Source organism: Saccharomonospora saliphila YIM 90502, from assembly GCF_000383795.1.
Classification (GTDB): Bacteria; Actinomycetota; Actinomycetes; order Mycobacteriales; family Pseudonocardiaceae; genus Saccharomonospora; species Saccharomonospora saliphila.
The window spans coordinates 8133-14593 of the sequence record NZ_KB912705.1 but is presented as its reverse complement, the minus strand read 5'-3'; the positions used below and the strand labels follow the sequence as shown (position 1 = coordinate 14593).

General features: G+C 71.8%; 6 protein-coding genes and 1 pseudogene. 4 read left to right on the top strand and 3 right to left on the bottom strand.

Annotated elements, in window-relative coordinates:
• From SACSA_RS0116665 to SACSA_RS0116655, 3 genes and pseudogenes are all read left to right on the top strand, one after another.
• Window positions 1–327, top strand: a pseudogene (locus SACSA_RS0116665) (hypothetical protein); the annotation flags it as partial.
• A gap of 167 nt (window positions 328–494) precedes the next feature.
• The gene (locus SACSA_RS0116660; protein ID WP_019818874.1) at window positions 495–1784 is read left to right on the top strand and encodes a lipase family protein; all 1290 of its coding nucleotides are present in this window, start codon (window positions 495–497) and stop codon (window positions 1782–1784) included.
• Between the two features lie 294 nt (window positions 1785–2078).
• Entirely contained in the window at window positions 2079–2789 is a 711-nt protein-coding gene (locus tag SACSA_RS0116655; protein ID WP_019818873.1) for an HNH endonuclease family protein, read from the top strand.
• A 77-nt stretch (window positions 2790–2866) separates the two neighbouring features.
• Here the strand turns inward: SACSA_RS0116655 and SACSA_RS0116650 are convergent, their stop codons facing one another.
• From SACSA_RS0116650 to SACSA_RS0116640, 3 genes are all read right to left on the bottom strand, one after another.
• The gene (locus tag SACSA_RS0116650; protein WP_019818871.1) at window positions 2867–3280 is read right to left on the bottom strand and encodes a DUF3151 domain-containing protein; all 414 of its coding nucleotides are present in this window, start codon (window positions 3278–3280) and stop codon (window positions 2867–2869) included.
• A gap of 97 nt (window positions 3281–3377) precedes the next feature.
• Window positions 3378–4406: a class II fructose-bisphosphate aldolase gene (gene fbaA / locus SACSA_RS0116645; protein ID WP_019818869.1), complete on the bottom strand. Its 1029-nt coding sequence runs from the start codon at window positions 4404–4406 to the stop codon at window positions 3378–3380.
• A 239-nt stretch (window positions 4407–4645) separates the two neighbouring features.
• Window positions 4646–5488: an LLM class F420-dependent oxidoreductase gene (locus SACSA_RS0116640; RefSeq protein ID WP_019818867.1), complete on the bottom strand. Its 843-nt coding sequence runs from the start codon at window positions 5486–5488 to the stop codon at window positions 4646–4648.
• A 106-nt stretch (window positions 5489–5594) separates the two neighbouring features.
• Between SACSA_RS0116640 and SACSA_RS0116635 the strand changes: the two genes are divergently transcribed.
• Window positions 5595–6461, top strand: an 867-nt coding sequence (locus SACSA_RS0116635; RefSeq protein ID WP_019818865.1) for an SDR family oxidoreductase, incomplete at its 3' end; no start/stop codon positions are given.

Below are 6461 nucleotides of genomic sequence, written 5' to 3'. Positions count from 1 at the left end.
CCGGTACCGCTGCTGCGCGACGACTCGGGCGGCGTGCTCGTCGGCCGGGGTGTGCTCACCGGCGTGCGCGGACGGGGCTACTGCGACGACACGGTGGCGCTGCACGGCGCGGTGCGCTCCATCGAGGTGCGCCCGGACGAGGCGATCGGCCTCGCGGTGACCGTGACCCGGGGCAGGTTCGTCCGCCGCCGGTCGGTGCTGCGCGGGCGCGCGTTCCAGCTCGCCTGTGACCCGATGGTGCCGGTCTCGGACGGTGTCGAGTTCCCGAGGTCGATGCGGGGCTGGACCTGGTACCGGCACACCAGCGACCTCCGGCTGGTGCGCTGAGCCGGGCATCGGCGGTACCGCCGGGAAATTCGTACCCGGGCCAGCGTTGTACGGCCGGTGCTTGTCGGGCTCGGACGAAAATCTCCGCATTCGTTGACAACGTCCGTTGTCGCTGCGGAAATCGGCTCCTGGACAACGACGTCACCGTCCGTGCACAAGGAGCTCCGATGCGTCCACCTGGCCGGATTCACCGCCCCCTCGTCGCACTGCTGGCCGCGACCACGGGACTGACCCTGCTCACCACCACCGCCCACGCGGCCCACACCGAGACCGCCGACGTCTCCGAGACCGCCGAAGCCGAGAGCACCGCCGTGGAGGGCGCCGCCGACTTCTACACGCCCCCGTCGCCGCTGCCGCCCGGCGCCGACGGAGACCTGATCAAGCACGAAGAGTCCGAGTTCTACCTCGACCCGGTCAAGCTGATCCGGCCCGAGGCCGACGCGCACCGCATCATGTACCGCAGCCGGGACACCCACGGCGAGCCGATCGCGGTCACCGGCACCGTGCTGGTGCCCGACGCGCCGTGGCGAGGAGAGGGCGAGCGCCCTCTGGTCAGCTACGCCCCGGGAACGCAGGGCGTCGGGGACGACTGCGCGCCGTCGAAGAAGATGCGGCTCGGCCTCGAGTACGAGGGCCCGTTCGTGGCGGGCCTGCTGAACCGGGGCTACGCCCTGGTGATCACCGACTACGAAGGGCTCGGCACCCCCGGTACGCACACCTACGTCAACACCGGCTCGGAGGGGCACACGGTGCTCGATGCCGCGCGCGCCGCACAGCGCCTGCCGGGTGTGGACGTGCCGGACGCGGGCCCGGTGGCGATCGCGGGCTACTCCCAGGGTGGCGGAGCGTCCGCGGCGGCGGCCGAGGTCCAGCCTGCCTATGCGCCCGAGCTGGACGTCAAGGGTGCCTACGCGGGCGCGCCGCCCGCGGACCTCGCCGAGGTCGCGCCCGGACTCGACGGGCACTACGCGGCCGCCTTCCTCGGCTACTCGCTGCTCTCGCTGGACACGGCCTACCCGGAGCTGGACATCGAGTCGCTGCTCAACGCCGAGGGCAGGCGGATGCTGGACGAGGTCGCCGAGCAGTGCACCGCGGAGGCGTTGCTGGCCCACGCGTTCACCCGTTCGTCCGACCTGACCGTGGACGGCCGGTCCCTGACCGACTACCTGAAGATCGAGCCCTACGCCTCCCGCGTTGCCGAGCAGCGGATCGGGCACCGCGCGCCCGAGGTGCCCACACTCGTCGTGCACAGCAAGCTCGACGACATCGTGCCCTACGGCCAGGGCAGGCAGATGGCGCGGGACTGGTGCGCGGGCGGCGCGACGGTGCGGTTCACTCCGTCGCTGGTGCCCAGCCACGTCGGCGGCATGCTCCGGGCCTACCCGGAGGCCGTGGCCTGGATCTCCGACCGCTTCGCGGGCGAGCAGGCCCCGAACAGCTGCCCCACCCTGACCTGACCGCCCCTCCCCACCCGCGAGTCGCCCCTTCCGGCCTCGCGAGTTGCCCCTTCCGGGCCCGCGAGTTGCCCCGTCCCGACTCGCGAGTCGCCCCTGGCAACCCGCGAGTCGCCGTCGGCGGTCGGAGTCGGCCGGGGACTCCGGCGGGTCGCCCTGACGATCCGCGGGAGTCGCCACATGCGGTCGGCGCGCCCGTCCACCGGGTGCGCCGACCGATCGCGATCTTCGTCTCATCCCGCGTACCACCACCCCGAAATGTTGATCTCGGGCGCCCGCCTCGGCCAGAGTCGAAGCGTGCTGTCCTCGCGCGCGCTCCGTATCTCGCTCGCCACCGTCGGTGTACTCGCGACGCTGACGGCGTGTGCCGCCGTCGAGGACCTCGGCGCCGCGTCTCCGTCCGGCTCGGCGGTCCCGGGCACGGCGACCACGTCCGGCTCGGCCGACGGTCACGACTCGTCCGGCTCGGCCGACGCTGACGAACGGGCCGCGCGCGAGTGGCTGGAGCAGCTCACCGTCGAACCCGAAGGCACACTCGACGGGTACGACCGCGACGAGTTCCCCCACTGGAGCGCCCAGGGCGACAACTGCGACACCCGCGAGGTCGTCCTCGAACGCGACGGCGACGACGTCCGCACCGGCGACGACTGCTACCCGATCTCCGGGACCTGGCACAGCCCGTTCGACGGCGAGACGTGGAGCGACCCGTCGGACGTCGACATCGACCACGTGGTGCCGCTGGCCGAAGCATGGCGCACCGGCGCGTCGGACTGGACGACCGACGAGCGGGAACGCTTCGCCAACGACCTCGACGGTGTGAACCTGCTCGCGGTGACCGACAACGTCAACCAGTCCAAGGGCGACAAAGGGCCCGAGGAGTGGCAGCCGCCGCGTGCGGACTACCACTGCACCTACGCCGTGCTGTGGATCGAGGTCAAACACACCTGGGAGCTGACCATCGAGCGCGAGGAGAAGTCCGCGCTCGAGGACATGCTCGACCGGTGCTGAGCGCGTCGGGGCCAGCACGCGAGCGGGCGCGGGCTTTTCGGCTCACGCACGCTCGCGACGCCGAAGAGCCCGGCGGCTCACTCCGTGGGCAGGAGGTGCTGGGCGGCCGGATCGGAGTCGACGATGAGCTGTGCGCAGCGGTCGTACTCGTCGGTTTCGCCGATGCGGCCCGCGGCGCGGGCGAGCGCGGCGGTAGCCCGCAGGAAGCCCTGGTTCGGGCGGTGCGCCCAGGGCACCGGGCCGAAGCCCTTCCAGCCCGACCTGCGCAGCTGGTCGAGCCCGCGGTGGTAGCCGGTGCGGGCGTAGGCGTAGGCGGCGACGTGCTCGTCGCCGTCCAGCGCACGCTCGGCCAGCGCGGCCCACGCCTCGCTGAAGTCCGGGTGTTCGGCGGCGACCTCCGCCGGGTCCGTTCCGGCGTCCATCGCGGCCTCCGCGTCGGGCCGCTCGGGCAGTCGGGTGGCGTCGGGTTCGAGGAGGTTGCCGTGCGTCATGGCTGCCATTGTGCGGCATTCCGCACGCCCCGGTCGGCCCGGCCCGGCGACGCCACCCACCGCGGCGACACCGGACCGGACGCGGCCCGCGACGCGCTCAGAGCTTCGTGCCCGCCGACTTCAGGCTCTGCGCGGCCTCGACGACACGGTCGGCCATCGCACCCTCGGCCACCTTCAGGTAGCTGCGCGGGTCGTAGACCTTCTTGTTGCCGACCTCGCCGTCGACCTTGAGCACGCCGTCGTAGTTGCGGAACATGTGGTCGGCGATCGGCCGGGTGAACGCGTACTGGGTGTCGGTGTCCACGTTCATCTTCACCACGCCGTACGACACGGCTTCGTGGATCTCCTCGAGCAGCGAGCCGGACCCGCCGTGGAAGACCAGCTCGAACGGCTTGGCGTCCTCGCCGAGCCCGAGCTTGTCGGCGGCCACGCGCTGGCCGCGCTTGAGCACGTCGGGGCGCAGCCGCACCGCGCCCGGCTTGTACGAGCCGTGCACGTTGCCGAAGGTGGCCGCGAGCAGGTACCGGCCCTTCTCGCCCGCGCCCAGCGCGTCGACGGTCTTGAGGAAGTCGCCCTCGGCGGTGTAGAGCTTCTCGTTGATCTCGTTGGAGACCCCGTCCTCCTCACCGCCGACGACGCCGATCTCCACCTCCAGGATGATCTTCGCGGCGGCGGCGCGGTCCAGCAGGTCGGTGGCGATCTTGAGGTTCTCGTCGAGGTCGATCGCCGAGCCGTCCCACATGTGCGACTGGAACAGCGGGTTCTGTCCCCGCGCCACCCGCTCCTTCGAGATCTCGATCAGCGGGTTGACGAAGCCGTCCAGCTTGTCCTTGGGGCAGTGGTCGGTGTGCAGTGCGATGTTGACCGGGTACTTGTCGGCGACGACGTGGGCGAACTCGGCCAGCGCGGTCGCCCCGGTCACCATGTCCTTCACCTTCTGGCCCGACGCGAACTCGGCACCACCGGTGGAGAACTGGATAATCCCGTCGCTCTCCGCCTCGGCGAAACCGCGCAGCGCGGCGTTGAGCGTCTCGGACGAGGTCACGTTGATGGCCGGGTACGCGAACTCGTTCGCCTTGGCCCGGTCCAGCATCTCGGCGTAGACCTCGGGGGTCGCGATGGGCATCGATGTCCTCCTCGGATGCGGGCGCTTGGGCGGACCCGTGCCCACGCGCGTGCCACCGCCGCGCGGGCGCGGCGACGCGGCCCGGAACACGAGTCCCTTGCCCGCATCCTACGAGGACCACCGGCCCGGCGCGGGCGGCCGTGGCCCGGCTCGCCCGTTGTTGTCGTGCCGTCAAGGCCTCCTTGACTGCACTCAACGCAGTGAAGGAGGCCTTGACGGCAATTCAACAGCGCCGGGGGTCAGCGCGAGGGGTCGTGGAGCGCGTCGGCGAGGGCGCGGTAGACCGGGAGCGGGTCGGCGTCCGGCGGAAGTGCCTGCACGCACACGTGGTCGGCTCCCGCGTCGAGGTGCGCGGCGACGCCGCGGGCCACGGCCTCGGCGTCACCGTGCGCGACCAGCGCGTCGATCAGCCGGTCGCTGCCGCCGTCGGCGATCTCGTCGTCGCTCCACCCGAGCCTGCGCAGGTTGCCGACGTAGTTGGTCAGCGAGAGATACGGGGTGGCCACCGCGGGGCGGGCCGTACGCCGGGCGCGTGCGGCGTCGGTGTCGAGCACGACCTTCTGCTCGGGCGCGAGCAGCACGCCGTCGCCGAGAATCTCCCGCGCCCACCGGGTGTGTTCCGGCGTGGTGAGGTACGGGTGCGCGACGGCGGTGCGCTCGGCGGCGAGAGCGAGCACGTTCGGCCCCAGGGCGGCGAGCGCCCGGTCGCCGACGGGAACTCCGGCGGCGTCGAGCTCGTCCAGGTAGGACACGATCGTGTCGTAGGGCTTGCAGTACTCGCGGGTGGCCTCGGGGTGGCCGACCCCGACGCCGAGCAGGAAGCGGCCCGGGTGCCTGGCGACGATCCGGTGGTAGGAGCGCGCGACCGACGCCGCGTCGTCGGACCACATGTTCACGATCCCGGTGGCGACCGTGATGTTCTCCGTCGCGTCGAGCAGCGTGTCGACGATGCCGAGGTCGGCGGGTGGGGAACCGCCGATCCAGATCGTGCCGTAGCCGAGCCGTTCCACTTCGGCGGCCAGGTCGGCGTTCAGCCCGTCCACCCACCGCCAGATACCGATCCTGCCGAGATTCGCGGTCATGGTTCATCCCAACACCGGGCGTGGGTGATCGCATTCCCTCTGGGCCTACCGCACAGTAGCCTACTTCGAGTAAGTTTGGCGCGTCCCAGAGACGAGACACCCGGCGATGGAGGCAGGCGTGGCGCTGTTGACCGGCAGGAACGTGAGGAACAAGGTCGTGCTCATCACCGGCGCGGCCCGGGGCATCGGCGCGGGGCTGGCGCACCGGCTCGCGGCCGACGGCGCGAAGGTCGCCCTCGTCGGCATCGAGGCGGACGAGCAACGGCGGGTCGCCGAGGAGATCGGGCCGTCGGCCCGCTCGTGGGAAGCCGACGTCACCGACTGGGCCGCCCTCGAGAAGGCCACCGACGGTGTCGTGGAGCACTTCGGCGGCATCGACATCGTCATCGCCAACGCGGGAATCGCGACAACGGGATTCGTGCGCTCCGTCGACCCGACGGCGTTCGAGCGCGTCTTCGAGGTGGATCTGCTCGGCGTGTGGCGGACCTTCCGCGTCACCCTTCCCCACGTCATCGCGCGCAAGGGCTACCTGCTGGCCGTCTCGTCGTTCGCGGCCATCGCGCACGCGCCCGGTATGGCGAACTACGCCGCCGCGAAGGCCGGTGTCGAGGCCTTCTGCAACAGCCTGCGTGCCGAGGTCGCGCACCTGGGCGTGCGGGTCGGCGTCGCACACCCGAGCTGGATCAAGACCGACCTGGTGGACAGCGCGGACGCCCACCCGGTGTTCGGCAAGCTCCGTTCGGGGATGCCGGGCGTGTTCGGACGGACCTACCCGCTCCAGGTCTGCCTCGACGCGCTCCACGCCGGAGTCCGGCGGCGGGCGCGCACGATCCACGTGCCCCGGTGGGTGGGCGCGGTCAAACTCGTCCGGGCGCTGCTGCCCCCGTTGATCGAACTGGGCAGCCGCTCCCGCGTCCCGGCGGCCGACGAACGGGCACTGGCCGACATCTCGGCCCGGGGCGCGCGCGAGGCC